A 20,550-nucleotide genomic window follows, 5' to 3' on the forward strand; every position below is an offset into this window, starting at 1 on the left:
GAACCCGAACCCGAACCCGAACCCGAACCCGAACCCGAACCCGAACCCGAACCCGAACCCGAACCCGAACCCGAACCCGAACCGGTCGTGCTGCCGCGCACTCCGGCGCCCGTTGCGGAGGATCTGACGGAGCCGGAGCCGAGCCCAGGCGCGGCCAAACCCGGCCTGCTGGGGCGGTTGCTGGGCCGGTCCGGCGAGCAGACCGTGGTGCGCCGCGTTCTCGATGATGCGATGCTCGAACAGCTCGAAGAGCTGCTGATCACCGCCGACATGGGCGTCGATACCGCGCTGCGCGTGGTGGCCAATATGGCCGAGGGGCGGTTGGGCCGGAAGCTTTCGGTTCAGGAGATCAAGGAGCTGATGTCCGCCGAGATCGCGCGGATCATGGAGCCGGTCGCCAAACCGTTGCCGCTTTACCCTCAGACGCCGCAGGTGGTGCTGGTGGTGGGCGTGAACGGATCGGGCAAGACGACGACCATCGGCAAGCTCGCGAGCCAGTTCCGCGCGGCTGGCAAGAAGGTTGTGATTGCGGCGGGCGACACCTTCCGCGCCGCCGCCGTGGAACAGCTCCAGGTCTGGGGCGAGCGCGCGGGCGTGCCGGTGCTGACAGCCCCTGAAGGCTCTGACCCCGCGAGCCTTGCCTTTGACGCGATGACCCAGGCGCAGGCCGATGGCGCGGACCTGCTGTTGATCGACACCGCGGGCCGGCTGCAGAACCGCACCGACCTGATGGAGGAGCTCGCCAAGATCGTGCGCGTGATCCGTAAGAAGGACGAGAGCGCCCCGCACAACACCCTGCTGGTGCTGGATGCGACCACCGGGCAGAACGCGCTCAATCAGGTCAAGGTCTTCAGCGATATCTCGGATGTGTCGGGGCTGGTTATGACCAAGCTCGACGGCACCGCCAAGGGGGGTGTGCTCGTGGCCCTGGCCGACAAGTTCGGCCTGCCGATCCACGCCATCGGTGTGGGAGAACAGATCGACGATCTGGACGCCTTCGATCCGGATGACTTTGCCAAAGCGCTCATGGGCCTTGATGCGGCCTGACTTCTCCGCGCAGGCGCCGGACCTGGCGGCCTTTCGAGCTTTGCGCCGGGCGGCGGGCCTCAGCGTTGTCGGGGAGGAGGCCACGCGGATTGCGCTGCGCAACACGCTTCACGGTGTCTGGCTCTGGGAAGGTGATCAACTGGTCGGCATGGCCCGGCTGATCGGGGACGGCGGCAGCTTTGCCCAGGTCACGGATGTGGCTGTGCATCCTCGCCTGCAACGCCAGGGATGGGGCCATCGGATCATGGCGCGGCTGATGCGCTGGGCCGATGACACGCTCCCCAGTGGCTGCTACATCAGCCTGATTGCGGACCCCGGGGCAGAAGCGCTCTATGAAAGACACGGCTTTGCCCTGCGCACCGGCATGGCGCGCCGGGTCCCATGACCGAGTGGCTGCTCTCCATCGAAGGCACCGAGGTTGGCCACCAGGTGGCGCTTGGCCTCGCGCTGATGGCCGCTTTTCTGCACGCGGTTTTCGGTGCGCTGCAGAAGGGGCGGCACGATCCGTGGCTCACGCGGGGGGCCATCGACATCAGCTATATGGTGATGGCGATCCCCTTCGTGCTCTTTGTGGTGCCCTGGCCCGAGCCGCATATGTGGCCCATCTTTGCCGCGGTCTGGGTGATCCACGTGATCTACAAGCTGCTGCAGGCCTGGGCCTACAGCAAAGGCGCCTACACGGTCGTCTACCCGGTGGTGCGGGGCACCGGGCCGCTCTTTACGGTGATCGGGGCCCATCTGATCTTCGGCGAGACCTTCACCGGCGCGCAGTGGGTCGGCGTCGCCGTCCTGCTTGCGGGCATCTTCGGCCTTGCGATTTACAACATGATCTTTCTGGTCTCGGAGCGCGAGACACTGCATGCGGCTCTGGGTCTTGCAGTGCTGACCGGCCTTTTTGTGGCGCTTTACACCACCTATGACGCCTATGGCATCCGCGCCACGGCGGACCCGTTCACCTTCCTTGCGTGGTTCTTCATGATCGACGGGTTTTTCATGCCCATTGTCGCCGCAGTCCGCTGGTCCCGTCTGGCGCAGCGCCCGGCGTTGGGCCCGCTGATGGCACGCGGTGTGATCGGCGGGCTGATCGCGCCGCTCAGCTTCGGGGCGATCATGCTGGCCACGCGGCTCGACAAGGTGGGCGAGGCGGCGGTGCTGCGCGAGACCTCGACGGTCTTTGCGGCCATCATCGGATGGCTGTTTCTGAAAGAGACCGTGGGCCCGCGCCGGATCGCACTTATGGCATTGATTGCACTGGGGGCCGTGATAGTTGAGAAGGGGGGCTAGGAAGAGACGATGTCAGACACGAAACCGATCAATCCGATTGTAAAACAGGTCCTCGAACTGGGGCCCACAATCCTGTTTTTCCTGATCTATCTGCGGATCAAGGACGACAGCTTCGTCATTGGCGGCGTGGAGTACACGGGCTTCATCGTTGCGGCTCTGGTCTTTGTGCCGATCCTGCTGGTCGCCATGGCAGTGCTGTGGCGGCTGACCGGACAGTTGAGCCGGATGCAGGTCTTCACCGCCTTCATGGTTGTCTTCTTCGGCGGGTTGACGGCGTGGTTCAACGACGAGCGCTTCTTCAAGATGAAGACCAGCATCGTCTATGGGCTGTTCGCGGTGCTTCTGGGCATCGGGCTGCTGCGCGGGCAATCCTATCTCGCCTATGTGATGAACGAGATGATGCCGATGCGTCAGGAGGGCTGGATGATCCTGACGCGCAGGCTGTGTGCTGCCTTTGCCGCCCTCGCGGTGGCGAATGAGATCATCTGGCGGACCATGTCCACCGATGCCTGGGTCAAGATAGAGACCTTCGGGTTTCCGATCGCGTTGATGGCGTTTCTGATGTGGCAGTTCACAACGCTGCAGGGCTATCTGATCAGCGACGAAGACGAAGACCGGAGTTGACGAGCTCGGGCGGCTGCGCGCGGTCGGGTGGCCGCGGGCGGACCGCGTTCGGCCCGACGGCGCGCGCCACTTTGCGTGCCAGATCGACGGAAATGGCCGCCTCCAGCGCCAGACGAAACCGCGTGCTGCGTTTGCATTTGCGGTGCAGGTCGTCGAACCGCCATTCAAGGACTTCAGCGCCGGGCTCCAGCCAGGTCGATGCGGAGCTGGGCTCTCCGATCAGGAAGGCGATCTCGCCCAGAAAGAAATGCGGGGGCAGGATGAACTCATTGTCCCCCTTCTGGACACGGGTCGCACCGGAGATGACGTAGTAGAGGCGCTCGCCCGCCTGCCCCTCGACCGTGAGTTGCCGTTCGTCGTCGACCCGGTAGCGGTGGGCGAGCTTCATCAGCCCCCGGAAATCGCCCGGTGGCAGCGGCGGAAAGTCGGCGTAGAGATCGGCGTAGGCGCGCGGGATGGCCAGGCGTGATTTGCGGGCGAGCAGGCTGCTGAGGCCGATCAGATTCGCCGTTCCGATCAGAACGCTGACGTAGATCGCCTCCCAGAGCGGGCTTTGCGCGACGGTGGAGTAGTAGATGATATAGACGCACGTGCCGCTGAGGATCAGCAGGCGTAAGAGGATCTGATTGATCGTGATCAGCCCGAAGACGTAGAGGGCGCCCGCAACATACACCAGCACACCGGGCGAATACAGATACTCAGTCATGGTCAACGTCAAAAAATCCCTTACGCGCGCGGAGTTTGCGCGAGATGCGCGGCGTTATGCAAAGAAAATCACGCTTGCCTCCGCATTTTAGGGCGATGTCGCGCGGTGCGTGTGTCATAAGGGCGGCTGATGGGGCCGCCCGGCCGCGCCTTTCAGTAGGCCGGCGTGTTGCGCTTCGGGTCGACCGGGGCGCCTGTGAGCAGCGCGGCCTTGCGTTTCAAGACGCGGGGGGCCTGCGCCAGTGTGCTCGACGCCCTCTCCCACAGTGAGATGACGGACGGTGGCTGTGGCAGGCGCGACCAGCGCGGGTCCATGCGGTCGGGCAGGGCGCGGCGAAGCGCGTCGAGCGGCAGGCTCTCGGGCCGGCGGAGCATCTGCGCATAGAGCGCCATCACGCCCGGTCTTTTGTAGCTGGACCAGTGGCAGATGCGCCGCTCTGCCGCAGCGATGTGCACATCGTACCGGGCCAAAGCTGCGAGGGTCTGATCACAGTCGAGCTGGAGGTTGGTCACGTTTGCCGCCCGGATCCCCTGACCGATTGCGCGGTCGCCGGGACGTTCAGGGCGGACCAGCGTTTCGAAGGCCAGATCGAAGAGATCGTTTTCGCGGCTGACGATGTTGAAGACATCGGCGGTCCGCCCCGCGGGGCTCGCCAACATGGCCTCGGCGTGTCCGGTGAAGCTCGCACCCGTGAGCAAAAGCATGCGGTCGATGGCCCGGCATGGCAGATGGGGAAGCGCGGAGAGCGCGATTTCCGATCCCAGCGAATGGGCGATGACATGCACCGGGCGGCGCGGTGCGGCGGTTTTCAGGCGGCACAGCAGCCGCGCCAGGGACGGGCCGAGGCCGGAGGCGCGGCGGTGAATGCGGTGCAGCGGCCCGCGGGCGGACCAGCCGAAGGCCACGCCGAGGCCTTCGGACGGCAGGGGCCCGCCGTAGCCCAGGGCGCGCGGCCAGTCGGCCCCCGCCGGGCCGAAGAGTTTGGCATGCGGGCAATGGAGCGGGTCGCCGGGGCTGTACTTGTAGCCATGGATCATGACGATGGTGGGGGCATTGCCGTTGTCGGTGGCCCGGGCCACCCGCGGCAGCGCGTCGGAACGGTCATGATGAAGCAGCAGGCCACTGTCGGTTGCGTTGATCCTGAGCAATGGCATCCTCTGCCCCTTCTACAAGATGTTGTGGCTGTGCTATCTCAAAGACATACGACGAGAGGATGAATTTAGTGTTACAGCACCGTGACGGTGTTGACGCGCAACACACGTTGTCTTAACGGTTCGCGCGTGGCGATTTGTTACCGGATTGCGGGCCACGTTAAAGATTCCGCTAAAGAGGTCACCGATGAGGAACCCCCGTCGCGTTGGCCGCGTCTGGGGTTTTTTTTGTGCCCGCTGGGGCTGGAGAAGAGAAGAATGACAGGTCAGTTGAAACCACGCACCCGCGCCGTGCATGCCGGCACCCGCCGCAGCCAATATGGCGAGGTCTCGGAGGCGATTTTCCTCACGCAGGGCTTTGTGTACGAGACGGCCGAGGCAGCCGAGGCGCGCTTTGTCGAAGCCGGGCCGGATGAGTTCATCTATGCCCGTTACGGCAACCCGACGGTGGCGATGTTCGAAGAGCGTATGGCTGCGCTGGAGGGTGCGGAGGATGCCTTTGCCACGGCTTCGGGCATGGCGGCGGTGTCGGGCGCGCTGATGTCCATGTTGAAGGCGGGCGATCATGTGGTCTCGGCCCGGGCGCTTTTCGGCTCCTGTCTTTACGTGCTGGAGGAGGTGCTGACCCGGTTCGGCGTCGAGGTCACCTTTGTCGACGGCACTGATCTGGAGGCCTGGGCGGCAGCCATCCGCGATGACACCGCGGCGGTGTTCTTCGAATCCATTTCCAACCCGACGCTGCAGGTGGTCGACATCGACGCGGTGTCGAAACTGGCCCGTGACAAGGGCGCCAAGGTGTTGGTCGACAACGTTTTTGCGACGCCTGTCTGGTCAAAGGCACTGGTCCAGGGGGCGGATGTGGTGATCTATTCGACCACCAAACACATTGACGGGCAGGGCCGGGCGCTGGGGGGTGTGATCCTCGGAACGCAGGAGTTCATCCGCAAGACGGTTGAGCCCTACATGAAGCACACGGGCGGGTCGATGAGCCCGTTTACCGCCTGGGTTATGCTGAAGGGTCTGGAGACGCTGGATTTGCGCGTGCGGGCGCAGACCGCCAATGCCACGGCGATTGCCGCAGCCTTGGCGGAGCACGAGAAGATCGCCCGCGTGATCTATCCCGGATCGAACAACCATCCGCAGCACGCTCTGGTCGCGCGTCAGATGGGACAGGGGGGCACGGTTCTGTCGATTGATCTCAACGGCGGGAAGGACGCGGCCTTCCGGTTCCTCAACGGGATCGAGGTCGGTGTGATCTCGAACAATCTCGGCGATGCGAAGACGATCATGACACATCCGGCGACGACGACGCACCAGAGGCTGCCGCAGGATCAGAAAGATGCGCTCGGGATCAGCGACGGGTTGGTCCGCATCAGTGTCGGGATCGAGGATGAAACCGATCTCGTCGCCGACATACTGCGCGCGCTGGAGCGTGTCTGAGGCGCGGGTGGCGCGCGCGTCTGGTCGGCCGGCTTGCGCACTTTTGTCAAAGACTGATCCTGTTCCGGTCGTCTGACGTATCTGTGAGAGGAGTTGGTCCGGGCCACCGCGCGCCCTATCTGACACCTGCACGCCGTCATGAGGGACATAGCGATGAACATCCACACACCCGTACTTGATGCCACGCCAGACCGCGAGGAGGCCGAGACAGCGCTCGCGGTTCTGCGCAATTGGGCAAAAGGCGCGACTGCAACAGAGATTCTTGAGCTGGATCCGTCGGTTGCCCGGCTGATCCCCGGCGACGCCGCCGTCGATTATCCGGCATTCTGCCGCGACTATCCGGAAGATTTTTTCACGGATGAAGGCTACAAGGCGACCCTGCCCGATCTGCAGAACGGGCCGTCCAGCCTGATCCGCGGGGCCAAACAGCAGATCCAGCATGTGGGTATTTCAAACTTCCGGCTGCCCCTGCGGTTTCAGACGCGCGACAACGGACCGCTGACGCTTGAGACGTCGATCACCGGTTCCGTCAGCCTCGAGGCCGACAAGAAGGGCATCAACATGTCCCGGATCATGCGGTCGTTCTACAAGCACGCCGAGGAGACGTTCAGTTTTGGCGTGATCGAAGCGGCGCTGGACGACTATATCTCGGATCTCGAGAGCTTTGACGCGCGTATTCAGATGCGGTTCAGCTTTCCGATGAAGGTGGACAGCCTGCGCTCGGGACTGTCGGGTTATCAGTACTATGACATCGCGCTGGAACTGGTGGAACAGTCCGGTGTGCGCAAGAAGATCATGCACCTCGATTATGTTTATTCCTCCACGTGCCCCTGCTCGCTGGAGTTGTCGGAGCATGCGCGCGCGACCCGGGGGCAACTGGCGACACCGCATTCGCAGCGCTCTGTGGCGCGGATTTCGGTGGAGATCGACGAGGACGCCCAGTGCCTGTGGTTCGAGGACCTGATCGAAGCCTGCCGCCGCGCTGTGCCGACAGAAACACAGGTGATGGTCAAGCGCGAGGACGAACAGGCCTTCGCCGAGCTGAACGCCGCCAATCCGATCTTCGTGGAAGATGCCGCCCGGCTGTTCTGCGAGCAGTTGCAGGCCGATGTGCGGATCGGTGATTTCCGCGTGATCGCCAGCCATCAGGAGAGCCTGCACAGCCATGATGCGGTGAGTGTTCTGGTCGAAGGCGAGACCTTTGCCACTGAAAGCCTGGACCCGCGACTCTTCAACACCTTGTTCCACGTCGGTTAAGAAAAAACGTTAACAAACCATTGAAAGCGCTGCATTTTGCGGCGCTTTTTATGCTGTGGTGCCCATAGCGGCCATGCAGAAACTGCAATTCTCATCCGGCGCGCCATGCCCTATGTAAGGGACGACGGGAGGAGATGGACGTTTAACGTAAGGATCTCCGATGGCTTACCATTCTACTGAATTCGACACCGGCCTTGGCCGGTTTGCCCACCAGATCTTCGGCGCTGTGCGCGGCTTTCTGTCCTCGATCATGAAAGCGATGATCGTCTCCAGTTCCTACACGGGGCGCGTGCAGAGAGTGCAGGCGCTTCAGGCGAAATCCGATGAGGAACTGGCCGCTATGAACATCAAGCGCGACGACATCGTGCATATCGTCTTCCACGATCTCTATTACGTCTGAGCCCGCTCTGACGCCACCTGCTTGACAGCGGCTGGGCGCGCGGCCAACCCTGCGCCCATGCTGGACTTGCGCCCTGTCGGATATGTGATCGGATTGCTGGTATCCGTTCTGGGTGCCACGATGCTGCTGCCGATGCTGGTCGACATCGCCGAAGGGCGGGAGCACTGGCCGGTCTTCATTCAATCGGCGTTGATCACCGTTCTGTCCGGGAGCCTGATCGCGCTGGCCTGTGCCAACGGTGTCAAGGAAGGTCTGACGATCCAGCAGACCTTTCTGCTGACCACGGGCGTGTGGGTGGCCTTGCCGCTTTTCGGCGCGCTGCCCTTTATCTTCGGGGCGACGGAAGCCCGGTTTGTCGATGCGTTCTTCGAGGCGATGTCGGGCCTGACCACAACCGGCTCGACGGTTCTGTCCGGCCTTGAAGAGCTGCCCAAGGGGCTGCTGTTGTGGCGCGGTATCCTGCAATGGCTGGGCGGCATCGGGATCATCGTGGTCGCGATGGTCTTTCTGCCCGAACTGCGCGTGGGCGGCATGCAGATCTTCAAGTCCGAATCCTTCGATACGATGGGAAAGATCCTGCCGCGCGCGGGGCAGATCGCGAGCCAGATCTCCAGCATCTACCTGGGCCTGACCATGGTCTGTGCGCTGACCTATCTGGCGCTCGGGATGAACGCCTTTGACGCCACGGTGCATGCGCTCACGACCGTTTCGACTGGGGGGTTTGCGAACTACGACGCCTCTTTCGGGGTGTTCAAGGGCAATATCGAGGTTGCGGCGGCCTTCTTCATGGTCCTCGCGGCGTTGCCTTTCGTGCGCTATGTCCAGCTGATCAACGGCCAGCCCAAGCCGCTCTGGCGCGACAGCCAGATCCGGGTCTTTATCCTCACTCTGCTGGCCATCGTGACCATCATGGCCGTTGCGCTCTTCCAGCTGTCCCCGCAGGCGTGGGGCACGTCTTTGCGCGAAGCGCTATTCAACGTCACCTCCATCATGACCGGGACGGGATATGCCTCGGCCAACTACATGACCTGGGGGCCACTGCTGATTTCGATGTTCTTCTTCATCGGTCTGATCGGCGGCTGTGCGGGTTCGACCACCTGCTCGATCAAGATTTTCCGCTACCAGCTGCTCTTCGCCTCCATCCGGATGCAGCTGCGGCGCATCCGCTCGCCCAATGGTGTGTTCGTGGTCCGCTATGACCGCCGGCCGGTGAGCGAGGACGTGTTGAGTTCGGTGATCTCGTTTTTCATGTTTTTCGTGGTGACGCTTGGCCTGCTGGCCGTTGCCCTCAGCCTGACCGGCCTTGATTTCATCACCTCGCTTTCGGGCGCCGCCACGGCGCTGTCCAATGTCGGGCCCGGACTGGGTGACGAGATTGGGCCAGCGGGGAACTTCGCAGGGTTGAACGACACCGCGAAATGGCTGTTGTCGGCAGGCATGTTGCTGGGACGGCTTGAACTGCTGGCCGTTTACGCCATCCTGACCGTTAATTTCTGGAGAGACTGAGATGCAGCGACCCCTGGGTGCACAGATTTCGCATATGCTGAAGGATCGGGGGGTCGACGTGATTTTCGGCATCCCGGGTGTGCACAATCAGGAACTGTACCGCGGGATCGAGGAGGCGGGCATCACCCATATCCTGGCGCGCCATGAGCAGGGCGCGGGCTTTATGGCGGACGGCTATGCCCGTGCGACCGGCAAGCCCGGCGTGGCCTATGTGATCACTGGTCCGGGGCTGTGCAATATCATGACGCCCATGGGGCAGGCCTATTCGGATTCCGTCCCGATGCTGGTCATCTCAAGCTGTCTCGACGATGTGGCCGCGACCAAGGGGCAGCTGCACCAGATGCAGGATCAGCGCGCGGCGGCGGAAACGGTCTGCGACTGGTCCGAAGAGGCGCGGTCCGCAGCGGCGGCCTACAGGCTCATCGACAGGGCCCTGGTCGAGTTTTTGACCAACCGCAAACGGCCAAAACACATCCAGGTCCCGATTGCGTTGCTGGAGGGCCATGCGCCGCCCGCGACGGCGCGCCCGACACCGAAGACACCCTCGAGGGCATCGCGCAACCTGCTCGAAGGCGTGCAGCGCCCGGCGCTTGGGGCCCATCAGATCAAGAGCCTGGCGCGGCGCATCATGGAGGCGGACCGCCCGCTCTTCGTGTTTGGCGGCGGGGCCGCAACCCCAGGGGTGGAGCCATTGGTCAGCAGCGTGCTGGCCAAGAGCAAGGCCGCGTCGTTCACCACCTACGCAGGCCGAGGCGTGGTGGCCCCGGACAATCCCCGCGCCTTCGGCGCAAGCCTCGCGCGCCCGGAAAGCGCGACCCTTCTGAACTCCAGCGATTGTGTGATCTACCTCGGGACCGATCTCGCAGAGGTGGATTTGTGGCGCGCGGACCCCGGACACCGGGCAGGGGCGGTGCATGTGAACCTGGATCCGACCGTGCTGGCAGCGGCAGATGCGGACGATACGCGGTTGCAGGCGGATGCCGTTGATGCGCTGGCGGTCCTGGACGGGGCCCTGGAAGGGGAGCCCGCCTCGCGCTGGTCGTCGGAGATTGTTGCAGATTACCGCATGCGGTGGCGCGCGGAGGTTGATGCGGAGCGTCCGGGGATCGTGCCGGTCTGCGACGCGTTGAAGGCGGTCGTGCCGCCGGATGCCATGATCTATTCCGATATGACCCAGCTGGCCTATGTGGCCAAGGAGGTCTGGGACATGGACCGGGCCTGCCACTGGCATCATCCCTATGGGTTCGGCACCTTGGGCTATGCCACGCCGGCGGCCATCGGTGGTGCCGTGGCGCGGCGCGGGCAGCCGACGATGGCGATCATCGGAGACTACGGGTTTCACTACACCATGCAGGAGTTGGGCGTTGCGGTGGAGCTCGGTCTGTCGCTCCCGATACTGCTGTGGGACAATGCCAAGCTGAAAGAGATTGAGGAAAGTATGGTGCGGGCGCAGATCGCGCCGAATGCCGTCATCGCGCGGAACCCGGATTTTTGCAAACTGGCCGAGGCGTTTGGCGCCCATGCGGCGGCTCCGAAGAGCATGGAAGCTCTTCAGAACGCCGTCACAGAAGCTTTCACGGCCCAGGGCCCGACGTTGATCCACATCACGTCCGACCTCTCCGCCTAGCGCCGGTTACTGGTAGTCTGAATAGGCGCGCTGGATCAGGCGCCGCGCGCATGCGTCATGCGCGGTGTTCACAATCAGATACCAGACTGTCTCACCCGGGCGGCCTGCGCGCGAGTACTGACAGTTGTCCGGCGATGTCCACCACTGCCCGCGATGGTTTGCGGGCGGCAGATCCGGCGAAGAGTAGGTCACCAGCTTTGCGTTGTTCTTGCCGGTCGCGGCCTGATCGGCAGCGGCTGGCAGCGCAAGCGCTGAGCCCAGGGCAAGCACCATAAAGTGTCTTAGCATTCCACTCACTCCATGTTCGCACCGAAGCACGAGGCGCCCCCACGCCAGGAGAAGATGGCGTCCGGGTCTTAATGCATCGCAAACAGATGCGCTGGAGTGCGGTTTTCTTTAGGTCGGATTTGTCGCGCTTTTGTCTTTATTCCCAGCAGCTGACCAGAACCGTCATATCGACGGCCTGTGCCGTGATATCCTCAGGCGCGAGGGGATCCGTGCGGCCCGGCCCGCCGGTGGAGATACCGGCGGTTTCGAGCACACGCGCAATGGAACTCCCGGCCAGCGCGAAGGTCACCTCCTGTGGCAGTTGCCGCTGCCCGCTGCCGCGCGGCAACAGCATGCCAAGGACGTTGCCGCGGGCATCGAAGACGGGCCCACCCGCGTCTCCGGGCAGGCTTTCAAGGTTCAGGCGGGTGACGTCCTCTTCACCCTGAAGGCCCTGCAGATCGGCCAGGGTCCCGAAGGTCATGCTGGGCGCTTCGAGTACTCCCTCGTAGGAATAGCCCGCCACCGCGACGTCCGACTTCAGCCGGGGCGGCACCGGGCTGAATTGCGCGACCTGCGCGGGCGCCAGGATCTGCGCGGGGGTCAGGACGGCGACACCAAGATCCGCGTCAACGGTGCTCAGCTCTGCTTCGATGTCATCATCGAGGGTGATGCGCGTGCAGCTCTGCACCGCCTCCGATGTGGTCACGACCGCGCCGCGGGTGTCGACATAGAAGCCCGAGCGGGACAGCCGTGGCTTGCGAACGCTCAGACCGGCCACCAGGTCGATCTGCTGATCGGCTGCGTTGCCGGCGGCAGGGTCCAGCACACCCGGAAGCCGCGTGAAGCTTGCCTGCATTTCCGAGATCACACGGGTGCGCCGCTCCTCATCGCCCGCGGGCCAGATCAGGGTAAAGCCCTTGATCTGCCCATCGTCCAGCCGCGCCCGGGTCTCGCTGACGATGCTGTCGTTTCGTCCGATCAGCACGAAGCTCGACCGATCCAGCGACCGTTCTCCCTCCAGCGGGACGATCTCCAGCGTCTGCATGATCTGGTAGAGCCCTGCCAGCGTGGCGCTGTCGCCCTGCTGGCTGATCAGCAGAGCCCGGGGCAGATCGCCGTCGATGCTGTTGTACTGAGCAAAGGGCGGCTCGTAGGTCTCAAACGCGACCAGGGACATGGGCAATTTGACTTCGATCCCGATCTTGGTGTCCGTCACACGGCGCAGGTCGAGCCCTTCGAGCACGGCGTTGTACTGCGCGAACAGCGCCGCGCGCTGCACTGTGGTGAGGACGCCGGTGGGCTCGAACCCATTGGCCGTCTGCCAGGCTGCCATGGAATTGCGCGTGCCGCGCCCGAAAGATCCGTCGATCGCAGCATTGTAGAAACCGGCCCATTGCAGCGCGGTCTGCAGTCCGCGCCGCTCCTCTGCGGTCAGAAGACGCTCGCTCTGCCGGGCCTGGGCGGGCGTTTCGTCGGGAACTGCGACTGCCTGGCTTGGCGCGGGTCCCGCGACATCATCTGCATCCGGATCGCTGGTGCCGTCCAGGGCAGTCCGTGGCGCCTCCTCCTCGGAAGGCTCCGGCGTCGGTGCGGCCTGGGCGGTGAGTGTCCCGCGCTGCAGCAAATCCGCCCCGCGCGGGAAGAATTGTGCGCCAAGCGCGGTGCTGAACGCGATGTAGCTGTCACCGGGGATCAGCCTCTCGGCGCGATACACCTGCAGGACCTGCTGTGCATCCTCTGGTGCATAGGGTCCCAGCAGGATGCCGTACCAGCCGCCACCCAGGGCGAAGCCGTTCACATCCTCCAGTGTCTGCGCGTAGTCCTGAGCCCGTGTGAGCCCGTCCTGGAGGTTGGGCTGCGCCTCGATCTGCACCCAGACGACATCATTTGCCGATTGCGCAATCGCACTGACATTCCACGTGGCAAAAACCGCCACACACACCGCAAAAAACCGGATCATTTCCTTGCCCACCCTTGCCTCAAATTATCCGGCACAGATAATCAGGAAATGCGCGCCTTGACCATAAGCCAATGGGCCAAAATAACAGCAAAGCGCTGATTGACGCTTCCAGCCCACACACGTAGGTAAGGCGCGCAAGATCAGCCCGAGGCCGCGTTTTCCGATGTCCCAGACAAGCGATGCTCCGAAGTCCTTTCAGGAGATCATCCTGAGGTTGCAGACGTATTGGGCGGCCAAGGGCTGCGCCATTCTGCAGCCCTATGACATGGAGGTGGGCGCGGGCACCTTCCACCCGGCCACCACGCTGCGCTCACTCGGCACGCGGCCTTGGGCAGCGGCCTATGTGCAGCCGTCGCGCCGCCCGACCGATGGGCGTTATGGCGAGAACCCCAACCGGCTGCAGCATTACTATCAGTATCAGGTGCTGATCAAACCCAGCCCGCCCGACCTGCAGGAGCTGTATCTCGGCTCGCTGGAGGCGATTGGCGTCGACATGGCGCTGCACGACATTCGCTTTGTCGAGGACGACTGGGAAAGCCCTACCTTAGGCGCCTGGGGTTTGGGCTGGGAGGTTTGGTGCGACGGCATGGAAGTCAGCCAGTTCACCTATTTCCAGCAGGTCGGAGGGCATGATTGCCACCCGGTCTCGGGTGAGCTGACGTACGGGTTGGAACGGCTGGCGATGTATATTCTGGGCGTCGATCATGTTATGGACATGCCGTTCAACGACCCGCAAACGCCCATTGCGCTGTCCTACGGCGATGTTTTCAAGCAGACCGAAGAGGAATACGCCCGCTGGAACTTTGACACGGCGGACACGGAGGTGCTGCTGCGCCAGTTCAACGAGGCCGAGGCGCACTGCCGCGAGATCCTCCAGGCGCCGCATGAAGATCCGAAGACGGGCAAACGCATCATCATGGTGCATCCCGCCTATGATCAGTGTATCAAGGCCAGCCACATGTTCAATCTGCTGGACGCGCGCGGCGTGATCTCCGTGACCGAACGGCAGGCCTACATCGGGCGCGTGCGCACCCTGGCCAAGCTCTGCGCGGATGCCTTCGTGCAGACGACGGCGGGCGGCTGGCAACCGGACAGTGCTGCATGAAGGGCAAGATCGTGGGGATTGTGATCCTGAGCTCCGCGCTGATTGCGGGTGCCGCGCTCTATTATCTGCAGATTTACGGCTTCTATGAGGAGGTCACGGCGGAAGTGAGCGAGGTGCGGCTGGTCTCGCTGACCACCGAGCAGCCGGAGCCGATCCGTGCGGAGGCCATTGAGGCGATTGATGCGGACAGCTCGCCCATTCGCTTCCGCGCTTGTTTCCGGACCTCTGCCAGCCTGCCGATGCTGACGGAAACTTACGTGGGGCTAGAGCGTGCGGCACCGCGCAATGCGCCACCGTGGTTTGACTGTTTCGATGCCGACGCCATTGCCGCCGAGATGCGGACTGGCACGGCGCTGCCCTTTCTGGGCGAGAAGAACGTGGCCTTCGGTGTCGACCGGATCGTGGTGATCACCGATGACGGCCGCGGCTATATCTGGCACGAGCTGAACGATTGCGGCGAAAAAGCCTATGACGGAACGATTGTGGGCGAGGAATGCCCGAAGCGGGATGACAGCTGATGCCTGACTTGCTGATTGAACTCTTCTCCGAGGAGATCCCGGCCCGGATGCAGCGCCGCGCCGCGGAGGATCTGAAAAAGCTGGTCACCGACGGGATGGTCGAGGCTGGGTTGACCTACGCCTCCGCCGCAGTCTTTTCGACGCCGCGCCGTCTGACGCTGACGGTCGAGGGGGTGCTGGCGGCGAGCCCTGCTACGGTCGAGGAGCGCAAGGGTCCGCGGGCCGATGCGCCTGACAAGGCCATCGAAGGGTTTCTGCGCGGCGCCGGGCTGACCCGTGATCAGCTGGAAGAACGCGAGACGCCAAAAGGCCCGGTGCTCTTTGCCCGGATCGAGAAAGCGGGCCGCCCTGCGGCGGAGATCATCGCTGAGGTGCTTGAGAGAACCATCCGCAATTTCCCGTGGCCGAAGTCCATGCGCTGGGGCGCAGGCTCCTTGCGCTGGGTCCGGCCGTTGCAGTCGATGCTGTGCATTCTGAACGATGAGGCGGGTGCTGAGGTGGTGCCGCTGGAGGTGGGCGGCATCACATCCGGTGACACGACTGCGGGTCATCGTTTCATGGCACCAGCGCGGTTTTCTGTCGTGAGTTTCGAGGATTACACGTCAAAGCTCAAGCGTGCCTTTGTGGTGCTCGACCCGGAAGAGCGGGCCGAAGCGATCTGGCATGACGCGACCAACATGGCCTTTGCCAGCGGGCTGGAGGTGGTTGAGGACAAAGGCTTGCTGGCCGAGGTGGCAGGGCTGGTGGAATGGCCCGTGGTGCTGATGGGCCGGATTGCCGACGATTTTCTGGAGTTGCCTCCCGAGGTTTTGCAGACCTCCATGAAAGAGCATCAGAAGTTCTTCTCCGTCCGCAATCCGAAGACGGGGCGGATCGAACGCTTCATCACCGTGGCCAACCGCGAAACGGCGGACAATGGCGCGACCATTCTGGCGGGGAACGAGAAGGTGCTCTCGGCCCGGCTGGCGGATGCGAAGTTCTTCTGGGAGAACGACCTGCGCGTGGCCAAGGCGGGGATGGAACCGTGGTTGGAGCAGCTGAAAAACGTGACCTTCCACGCCAAGCTCGGCACCCAGGCGGAGCGCATTGATCGTATCGCCGCGCTGGCCCGAGAGCTGGCGCCGGTCGTCGGCGCCGACGCCGACCAAGCCGAACGCGCCGCGCGGCTGGCGAAGGCGGATCTGAGTTCGGAGATGGTCTATGAGTTTCCTGAACTTCAAGGGCTTATGGGGCGGTATTACATCGAGGCGGCGGGCGAAAGCGCGGATATCGCGGCAGCGGCAGAGGAACACTACTCGCCGTTGGGACCGGCCGATAATGTGCCCACCGCTCCGGTTTCTGTTGCAGTGGCGCTCGCGGACAAGATTGACACGCTCACGGGCTTCTGGGCGATTGATGAGAAGCCGACTGGTAGCAAAGACCCCTTCGCACTGCGTCGTGCAGCGCTGGGTGTAATCCGCCTTGTTCTCGACAATGACCTGTCACTTAGCTTCAGAATGCTACTTGTTGAGCGGATCACATTTCACGAGTTGGGCAAAGAACTGCGTAGTGTGACTGACGCCGCAAGAGAAATCGACAGCCTAGTCGCTGATCAACTGCACAACTTGGTTCCAAAGGATTTCACAACGGACTTTCTTAGGCAGCAGCTTTCGGATGAGATTGAAGCAAACCACAAGAAAGCTTGGGAAAACATGAGGCGGTCGGCAGAGCTTCTTTCCTTTTTCTACGACCGCCTCAAGGTTTACCTGCGGGACCAAGGTATCCGGCACGACATCATCGACGCCTCTATCGCGATGCAGGGCAATGACGATCTGACGCTGCTCGTGAAACGCGCGCGGGCGTTGTCAGACGTGTTGAAAACCGAGGACGGCGAGAACCTCATCCAGGGGTTCAAGCGGGCCAACAACATTTTGACGCAAGCGCAGGAGGCGGATGGGGTCGAGTATTCCTATGGCGCCGATCCGAAGTTTGCGGAAACCGATGAGGAGCACGCGCTCTTTGCCGCGCTCGATCAGGCTGAGGCAAAGATCGCACCGGCGATGGCACAGCAGGACTTCGCCACAGCTATGGCGGCGCTGGCCGCGCTCCGCGCGCCGATTGATGCGTTTTTTGAAGCCGTGAAAATCAACGCCGACAACGCCACCGTGCGGCGCAATCGTCTGAACCTGCTCAGCCGGATCACCACGCTCTGCACCTCGGTCGCTGACCTGAGCCGGATCGAGGGCTGAAACCGGGCGCGTCAGGCGCCGTGCACTAAGCCTTGCCAGCCGCGCAAGACTGCCTATGCTGCATCCGAACCAAAGGAATGCCGCAGTGCAGAATAACCCGCATACCACGCTCGTAACCTCCACCGCGCCGATCGCAAACGAGACGCATGGGGGGCGGGCGAAATGCCTGCAGCGGCTGGTCCGGCTTGACTTACCGGTACCGCGGACGGTGGCGCTTTCTTTCGACGCGGTCCAGCGCATCGCCCGAGGCGAGATGCCCGATGTCGCGGCGATCATCTCGCAGTTTCCGGACGAGGCCTTGCTGTGCGTGCGGCCGTCATCGGAAGACCCGGACTGGGGCGGCCCCGGTGCCGTGCTCAATATCGGCATGAACGAGGCAAGGTTCGAAGCGCTGAGTGCGCACCTTGGAGCCGAGGCGGCCCGGGCGATCTACACGCGCTTTGTCGAGAACTATGCGGTTGATGTCGCACGTCTCGACCCGGATGTGTTCGACGATGTGCAAGCTGATGGGCCGGACGGGCTGGCGGAGGCCCTGCGCGCCTATGAAGCGGAGTTGGAGGAGCCTTTCCCGAGCGAGCGGGCGGACCAACTTTCGGCGGTTTTGAAATCCATGGCCCGCGCCTGGGATGGAACCTCGGCGCGGCTGCTGCGCCAGGCCAAGGGCGCGCCTGCGGATGCAGGCCTCGGCCTTGTGGTGCAGCAGATGGCGCTGGGGCTGGGACATGGCGAATGCGGATCCGGCGTTCTGCAACTGGTCGACAGCGAGACCGGCCTGCCGCAGATCACGGGGCGATATCTGAGCCAGAGCCAGGGACGGGATGCGCTGGAGGGCGATGCCGCAGCGCTCTATCTGAGCCGTGATCCGCGCGGACCGTCGCTGGAGGATCTTGCTCCGGCGGCTTTTGAGGCTCTGAAGTCGCAGGCGGCGCTGATGCGCATGAAACTGCGCGAGGAGATGCAGGTCGAGTTCGTGATCGAAAAAGGGACGTTGTTCATTCTCGATGGCGTGCGTGTTGGGCGCTCCAGTCAGGCTGCGGTGCGCATCGCCGTGCAATTGGCCGAGGACCGGATCATTTCGCAGGCGGAGGCGTTGATGCGCGTGCAGCCGCGGACCTTGTCGGAGCTTCTGCACCGTCAGGTGAGCCCTGGTGCCAAGCGCGATGTCATCGGGCGCGGGATCGCGGCTAGCCCGGGCGCTGCGACAGGTCACATCGTGTTCACCGCCGCCGAGGCACAGGCCAGCGCGGCCAGGGGTGAGCCCTGCATCTTGGTACGCCGGGAAACGTCGCCGGAAGACATTCGCGGGATGCACGCCGCCCACGCCGTCCTGACGGAGCGTGGGGGCATTACCAGTCACGCCGCCGTCATTGGACGTGGGATTGGTCTGCCCTGCGTGGTTGGTGCGTCCAACATGCGGTTCAATCGCAGTAAGAAGCAGTTGCTGGCGATTGATGGGCGGGTCTTCGCGACCGGCGATATCATCACCGTCGATGGCTCCAGCGGAGAGGTTCTCGCCGGCGCGCCCGAAATGCGCGAGGCCGCATTGGATGAGAGTTTCCAGAAACTCATGGAATGGGCGTCCGCTCACTGCGACATCGGGATCCGGGCCAACGCAGACACGCCGACCGATGCGCAAACCGCTCGCAACTTCAACGCTGAAGGGATCGGGCTCTGCCGCACCGAACACATGTTCTTCGAGCCAGGGCGGTTGACGGTCATGCGCGAAATGATCTTCGCGGAGACATCAGAGGACCGGCGGGCGGTGTTGGAACGGCTTCTGCCGATGCAACGGGATGATTTTACGCAGCTTTTCAGAATCATGGAGGGCAAACCGGTCTGCATCCGTCTGTTCGATCCGCCCTTGCATGAATTCCTGCCGACTGATCGTGCTGGGCAGCGAGAACTCGCCGAGGCTTTGGATCTGCCTCTGTCGGATGTCACGCGCCGCATTGACGCGATGTCCGAGTACAATCCGATGCTGGGGCTGAGGGGCGTCCGGCTCGGTGTGACCGTGCCTGAAATCTACGAAATGCAGGCGCGTGCGATCTTCGAAGCGACCATTGCGGCGACAGCAGAAGGGTCCGTGGTGGTGCCCGAGATCATGATTCCTCTGGTGTCCGCGCGCCGCGAGGTCGAGTTGGTCAAAACCTGTATTGATGCGGTTGCCGCTGCCGTGCGGATGGAGCTTGATGCGACCTTCGACTACCACCTGGGTGTGATGGTGGAGACGCCACGGGCGGCCCTGCGCACGGCGGAAATCGCGCCGCATTGCGCGTTCTTGAGCTTCGGCACAAACGATCTGACCCAGATGGCCTATGGGCTCTCGCGCGACGATGCGGGGCGGTTCATGTCGGACTATGTGCAGCAGGGTGTCTTTCCGGAAGATCCGTTCCACGTCCTGGATACCGATGGCGTGGGCGAGCTGCTCAAGCTTGGAGCAGAGCGGGGGCGCGCGGCCCAGCCGGATGTGACCTTGTCGATTTGCGGGGAGCATGGGGGCAACCCCGAATCAATCTCCTTCTGTCGTGATGCAGGATTTGACTATGTCTCCTGTTCACCTTTCAGGGTCCCGGTGGCGCGACTAGCTGCCGCACAACTCGCGATTGCAGGCAATATGTAGCGCATTTACCGAAGTCGGACACAATATGTAGCGCCTTCTCGGATGACGTGTTGAGCGGGAGCGTGCCGACGTTAACCATCTTTACCGCCGTAAACTTTACGTCAACTTTTAGAATCGGTAGAGCACCGCCACCGAAATGCCGTTGGGGGACGCATTGTGCGTAGGATCTGCAAAGCGATTTTGTCGTTAACATTAGGGTTGCTTCTGGGCTTTTTTGCGGCCGAGTCAGGGCTCGCGCGCCAGGACGACCAATCCAAGAAGAGCGTATCGAACGACCTGCAATCGGTCACGATGCGCCGGATGAAGGAGACGACGCTGAGCACGAACACAGTCGTGCCGGTGGAATTCTCGAAGAGCTGGCTGGATGATCAGCCTATGCCGAAGGGTGGGGACGAGCTCCAGTGTCTTGCGGAGGCGCTTTATTTTGAAGCGCGGGGCGAGACCGTGAAAGGCCAGTTCGCCGTGGCCGAGGTCATTCTGAACCGGGTCGAGTCCGAACGCTTCCCAAGCTCGGCCTGCGGCGTGATTAATCAGGGCACGGGCAAGAAATATCAGTGCCAGTTCACCTACACCTGCGACGGACACAAAGAGATCATTGCCGAGCCGCGTGCGTTCGAGCGGGTCTCAAAAGTGGCGCGCGCAGCCTTGGACGGGATGGCGCCGGAACTCACCGAGGGGGCAACGCATTATCACACAACCGCAGTGAACCCGCGGTGGAGTCGGGTCTATACCAAGACCGCAGCGATTGGAGATCACATCTTCTATCGTCACACCTGGCGCACGGCGAGCAACTGACGCTTTCGGGGC

Annotated in this window: 18 protein-coding genes and 1 riboswitch; of the genes, 14 read left to right on the plus strand and 4 right to left on the minus strand. The window is 63.0% G+C overall.

Annotated features, from left to right (window positions below; translation table 11 throughout):
• From ftsY to Q1A71_RS00020, 4 genes are all read left to right on the plus strand, one after another.
• A partial coding sequence (gene ftsY, locus Q1A71_RS00005; RefSeq protein ID WP_299670424.1) for a signal recognition particle-docking protein FtsY occupies positions 1–1,047 on the plus strand: 1,047 nt, incomplete at its 5' end.
• Entirely contained in the window at positions 1,037–1,432 is a 396-nt protein-coding gene (locus Q1A71_RS00010; RefSeq protein WP_299670426.1) for a GNAT family N-acetyltransferase, read from the plus strand. The genes ftsY and Q1A71_RS00010, both read left to right, overlap by 11 nt.
• Positions 1,429–2,331 carry an EamA family transporter gene (locus Q1A71_RS00015; RefSeq protein ID WP_299670428.1) on the plus strand — a complete coding sequence of 301 codons (903 nt, stop codon included), beginning with the start codon at positions 1,429–1,431 and terminating at the stop codon, positions 2,329–2,331. Before Q1A71_RS00010 ends, Q1A71_RS00015 begins: the two co-directional genes overlap by 4 nt.
• Before the next feature lie 9 nt (positions 2,332–2,340).
• Positions 2,341–2,955 (plus strand): inner membrane-spanning protein YciB, encoded by a 615-nt coding sequence (locus Q1A71_RS00020; protein WP_299670430.1) that lies wholly within the window; start codon positions 2,341–2,343, stop codon positions 2,953–2,955.
• Here Q1A71_RS00020 and Q1A71_RS00025 read toward each other — a convergent pair.
• Both Q1A71_RS00025 and Q1A71_RS00030 read right to left on the minus strand, forming a co-directional pair.
• On the minus strand, positions 2,927–3,661 hold the full coding sequence (locus Q1A71_RS00025; protein WP_299670432.1) for a cyclic nucleotide-binding domain-containing protein: 735 nt from the start codon (positions 3,659–3,661) through the stop codon (positions 2,927–2,929). The two genes, Q1A71_RS00020 and Q1A71_RS00025, sit on opposite strands and share 29 nt — an antisense overlap.
• A gap of 152 nt (positions 3,662–3,813) precedes the next feature.
• The gene (locus Q1A71_RS00030; protein WP_299670434.1) at positions 3,814–4,815 is read right to left on the minus strand and encodes an alpha/beta hydrolase; all 1,002 of its coding nucleotides are present in this window, start codon (positions 4,813–4,815) and stop codon (positions 3,814–3,816) included.
• 116 nt (positions 4,816–4,931) lie between these two features.
• Positions 4,932–5,009, plus strand: a riboswitch (SAM riboswitch).
• 61 nt (positions 5,010–5,070) lie between these two features.
• On the opposite strand from Q1A71_RS00030, the gene metZ reads away from it, so the two are divergent.
• The 5 genes from metZ to Q1A71_RS00055 all read left to right on the plus strand — a co-directional run bounded on the left by metZ (position 5,071) and on the right by Q1A71_RS00055 (position 11,042).
• Entirely contained in the window at positions 5,071–6,252 is a 1,182-nt protein-coding gene (gene metZ, locus Q1A71_RS00035; RefSeq protein ID WP_299670436.1) for an O-succinylhomoserine sulfhydrylase, read from the plus strand.
• 153 nt (positions 6,253–6,405) lie between these two features.
• Entirely contained in the window at positions 6,406–7,509 is a 1,104-nt protein-coding gene (folE2, locus tag Q1A71_RS00040) for a GTP cyclohydrolase FolE2 (RefSeq protein ID WP_299670438.1), read from the plus strand.
• Between the two features lie 160 nt (positions 7,510–7,669).
• Positions 7,670–7,909 (plus strand): hypothetical protein, encoded by a 240-nt coding sequence (locus tag Q1A71_RS00045; protein WP_299670441.1) that lies wholly within the window; start codon positions 7,670–7,672, stop codon positions 7,907–7,909.
• A gap of 57 nt (positions 7,910–7,966) precedes the next feature.
• A complete protein-coding gene (locus tag Q1A71_RS00050; RefSeq protein WP_299670443.1) occupies positions 7,967–9,415 on the plus strand; it encodes a TrkH family potassium uptake protein in 1,449 nt (482 codons plus the stop codon).
• A 1-nt stretch (position 9,416) separates the two neighbouring features.
• Positions 9,417–11,042, plus strand: a complete 1,626-nt coding sequence (locus Q1A71_RS00055; protein ID WP_299670445.1) for a thiamine pyrophosphate-binding protein — start codon at positions 9,417–9,419, stop codon at positions 11,040–11,042.
• A gap of 6 nt (positions 11,043–11,048) precedes the next feature.
• Here the strand turns inward: Q1A71_RS00055 and Q1A71_RS00060 are convergent, their stop codons facing one another.
• Together Q1A71_RS00060 and Q1A71_RS00065 are read right to left on the minus strand one after the other, a co-directional pair.
• Positions 11,049–11,330, minus strand: coding sequence for a hypothetical protein (locus Q1A71_RS00060; RefSeq protein ID WP_299670447.1), 282 nt, complete (start codon positions 11,328–11,330; stop codon positions 11,049–11,051).
• A gap of 136 nt (positions 11,331–11,466) precedes the next feature.
• Positions 11,467–13,272, minus strand: coding sequence for a serine protease (locus Q1A71_RS00065; protein WP_299670449.1), 1,806 nt, complete (start codon positions 13,270–13,272; stop codon positions 11,467–11,469).
• A gap of 163 nt (positions 13,273–13,435) precedes the next feature.
• Here Q1A71_RS00065 and Q1A71_RS00070 point away from each other — a divergent pair, with 163 nt between their 5' ends.
• From Q1A71_RS00070 to Q1A71_RS00090, 5 genes are all read left to right on the plus strand, one after another.
• On the plus strand, positions 13,436–14,377 hold the full coding sequence (locus Q1A71_RS00070; protein ID WP_299670450.1) for a glycine--tRNA ligase subunit alpha: 942 nt from the start codon (positions 13,436–13,438) through the stop codon (positions 14,375–14,377).
• Positions 14,374–14,895: a DUF6446 family protein gene (locus Q1A71_RS00075; protein ID WP_299670452.1), complete on the plus strand. Its 522-nt coding sequence runs from the start codon at positions 14,374–14,376 to the stop codon at positions 14,893–14,895. The genes Q1A71_RS00070 and Q1A71_RS00075 overlap by 4 nt, the downstream gene beginning before the upstream one ends.
• Entirely contained in the window at positions 14,895–17,123 is a 2,229-nt protein-coding gene (glyS, locus tag Q1A71_RS00080; protein ID WP_299670454.1) for a glycine--tRNA ligase subunit beta, read from the plus strand. Before Q1A71_RS00075 ends, glyS begins: the two co-directional genes overlap by 1 nt.
• A gap of 55 nt (positions 17,124–17,178) precedes the next feature.
• Positions 17,179–19,743 carry a putative PEP-binding protein gene (locus Q1A71_RS00085; protein ID WP_299670456.1) on the plus strand — a complete coding sequence of 855 codons (2,565 nt, stop codon included), beginning with the start codon at positions 17,179–17,181 and terminating at the stop codon, positions 19,741–19,743.
• A 180-nt stretch (positions 19,744–19,923) separates the two neighbouring features.
• A complete protein-coding gene (locus tag Q1A71_RS00090; protein ID WP_299670458.1) occupies positions 19,924–20,538 on the plus strand; it encodes a cell wall hydrolase in 615 nt (204 codons plus the stop codon).
• The last annotated feature ends 12 nt before the right edge of the window (positions 20,539–20,550 follow it).

Source organism: uncultured Roseobacter sp., from assembly GCF_947493125.1.
Taxonomy (GTDB): Bacteria; Pseudomonadota; Alphaproteobacteria; order Rhodobacterales; family Rhodobacteraceae; genus Roseobacter.

What these genes read in the sequence shown, in the direction of transcription:
- Q1A71_RS00055 (WP_299670445.1), top strand. Translation starts at nt 9,417, where the DNA reads ATGCAGCGACCCCTGGGTGCACAGATTTCGCATATGCTGAAGGATCGG.
- Q1A71_RS00085 (WP_299670456.1), top strand. Translation starts at nt 17,179, where the DNA reads ATGCTGCATCCGAACCAAAGGAATGCCGCAGTGCAGAATAACCCGCAT.
- metZ (WP_299670436.1), top strand. Translation starts at nt 5,071, where the DNA reads ATGACAGGTCAGTTGAAACCACGCACCCGCGCCGTGCATGCCGGCACC.
- Q1A71_RS00025 (WP_299670432.1), bottom strand. Translation starts at nt 3,661, where the DNA reads ATGACTGAGTATCTGTATTCGCCCGGTGTGCTGGTGTATGTTGCGGGC.
- Q1A71_RS00050 (WP_299670443.1), top strand. Translation starts at nt 7,967, where the DNA reads ATGCTGGACTTGCGCCCTGTCGGATATGTGATCGGATTGCTGGTATCC.
- Q1A71_RS00075 (WP_299670452.1), top strand. Translation starts at nt 14,374, where the DNA reads ATGAAGGGCAAGATCGTGGGGATTGTGATCCTGAGCTCCGCGCTGATT.
- glyS (WP_299670454.1), top strand. Translation starts at nt 14,895, where the DNA reads ATGCCTGACTTGCTGATTGAACTCTTCTCCGAGGAGATCCCGGCCCGG.
- Q1A71_RS00010 (WP_299670426.1), top strand. Translation starts at nt 1,037, where the DNA reads ATGCGGCCTGACTTCTCCGCGCAGGCGCCGGACCTGGCGGCCTTTCGA.
- Q1A71_RS00070 (WP_299670450.1), top strand. Translation starts at nt 13,436, where the DNA reads ATGTCCCAGACAAGCGATGCTCCGAAGTCCTTTCAGGAGATCATCCTG.
- Q1A71_RS00045 (WP_299670441.1), top strand. Translation starts at nt 7,670, where the DNA reads ATGGCTTACCATTCTACTGAATTCGACACCGGCCTTGGCCGGTTTGCC.
- Q1A71_RS00060 (WP_299670447.1), bottom strand. Translation starts at nt 11,330, where the DNA reads ATGCTAAGACACTTTATGGTGCTTGCCCTGGGCTCAGCGCTTGCGCTG.
- Q1A71_RS00015 (WP_299670428.1), top strand. Translation starts at nt 1,429, where the DNA reads ATGACCGAGTGGCTGCTCTCCATCGAAGGCACCGAGGTTGGCCACCAG.
- Q1A71_RS00020 (WP_299670430.1), top strand. Translation starts at nt 2,341, where the DNA reads ATGTCAGACACGAAACCGATCAATCCGATTGTAAAACAGGTCCTCGAA.
- Q1A71_RS00030 (WP_299670434.1), bottom strand. Translation starts at nt 4,815, where the DNA reads ATGCCATTGCTCAGGATCAACGCAACCGACAGTGGCCTGCTGCTTCAT.
- folE2 (WP_299670438.1), top strand. Translation starts at nt 6,406, where the DNA reads ATGAACATCCACACACCCGTACTTGATGCCACGCCAGACCGCGAGGAG.
- Q1A71_RS00065 (WP_299670449.1), bottom strand. Translation starts at nt 13,272, where the DNA reads ATGATCCGGTTTTTTGCGGTGTGTGTGGCGGTTTTTGCCACGTGGAAT.